Consider the following 1691-nt stretch of genomic DNA (forward strand, 5'->3'; position numbering starts at 1 on the left):
CCAGTTTGAGCCCCGTTACATCTTCCGCGCAGGCCGACTCGACTAGTGAGCTATTACGCTTTCTTTAAAGGGTGGCTGCTTCTAAGCCAACCTCCTAGCTGTCTGAGCCTTCCCACATCGTTTCCCACTTAACTGGTACTTTGGGACCTTAGCTGGCGGTCTGGGTTGTTTCCCTCTTCACGACGGACGTTAGCACCCGCCGTGTGTCTCCCGGATAGTACTCACAGGTATTCGGAGTTTGCATGGGGTTGGTAAGTCGAGATGACCCCCTAGCCCAAACAGTGCTCTACCCCCTGTGGTATTCGTCCGAGGCGCTACCTAAATAGCTTTCGGGGAGAACCAGCTATCTCCGGGCTTGATTAGCCTTTCACTCCGATCCACAAGTCATCCCCTGGCTTTTCAACGACAGTGGGTTCGGTCCTCCAGTGCCTGTTACGGCACCTTCAACCTGCTCATGGATAGATCGCCCGGTTTCGGGTCTATGCCCAGCGACTAATTCGCCCTATTCAGACTCGGTTTCCCTACGGCTCCCCTAAACGGTTAACCTCGCCACTGAACATAAGTCGCTGACCCATTATACAAAAGGTACGCCGTCACAGAACAAGTCTGCTCCGACTGCTTGTACGCATACGGTTTCAGGGTCTATTTCACTCCCCTCACAGGGGTTCTTTTCGCCTTTCCCTCACGGTACTGGTTCACTATCGGTCAGTCAGGAGTATTTAGCCTTGGAGGATGGTCCCCCCATGTTCAGTCAACGTTTCTCGTGCGCCGACCTACTCGATTTCACTGAACTCAGGTTTCGGATACGGGGCTATCACCCACTATGGCGGCACTTTCCAGAGCCTTCTCCTACCAGTTGTTCAGCTTAAGGGCTGGTCCCCGTTCGCTCGCCGCTACTTAGGGAATCTCGGTTGATTTCTTTTCCTCAGGGTACTTAGATGTTTCAGTTCCCCTGGTTCGCCTCTTACACCTATGGATTCAGTGTAAGATACCAACCCGAAGGTTGGTGGGTTTCCCCATTCAGAGATGTCCGGATCACAGCTCGTTTGCCAGCTCCCCGAACCTTATCGCAGGCTTCCACGTCTTTCATCGCCTCTGACTGCCAAGGCATCCACCGTATGCGCTTAGTTGCTTGACTATATAACCCCAAGACAACTGATCACGAATCCACACTCATCACCAGGCAAGCCTGATTCCGAGGTATCTTCGAGACAGTCACTTGAAGCAATAGAACAACCACTTCAACGACAACACCGGATAACGCTTGAAATCGCTATCACTTTGAACATCTTCTCTCGGAGATAATGAGAGAAAAATATTCGTGTTCTATCTCGTCCAATTTGTTAAAGAGCAAATCTGACCCAGTGATCAGAAAGGAAGGCTTCATCGATATGAAACATTCGTTTCTGTACACTGCTAACCGAAGTTAGTCAGTAAAGTTTGGTGGAGCTAGGCAGGATCGAACTGCCGACCTCCTGCGTGCAAGGCAGGCGCTCTCCCAGCTGAGCTATAGCCCCAAGAAGCTATCTACAAGAATTATTCAGATCAAGGCATCGAATGGCGCCGCATAGCCTGCTATGCAAGTCATTCGATAACGCTGAGCTGGATAATTCTGGTGGGTCTGGGTGGACTTGAACCACCGACCTCACCCTTATCAGGGGTGCGCTCTAACCACCTGAGCTACAGACCCA

2 tRNA genes and 1 rRNA gene are annotated in these 1691 nt (G+C 51.4%); all 3 read right to left on the reverse strand.

The annotated features are described in order from the left end of the window. Nucleotides 1–1138 (reverse strand): 23S ribosomal RNA (locus ACSSVV_RS20905); the annotation flags it as partial. A gap of 303 nt (nucleotides 1139–1441) precedes the next feature. Then, a tRNA-Ala gene (locus ACSSVV_RS20910) sits at nucleotides 1442–1517 on the reverse strand. 96 nt (nucleotides 1518–1613) lie between these two features. Then, a tRNA-Ile gene (locus ACSSVV_RS20915) sits at nucleotides 1614–1690 on the reverse strand. Nucleotide 1691 lies beyond the last annotated feature (1 nt).

The sequence above is a fragment of the Marinobacter sp. MBR-105 genome, assembly GCF_053628895.1.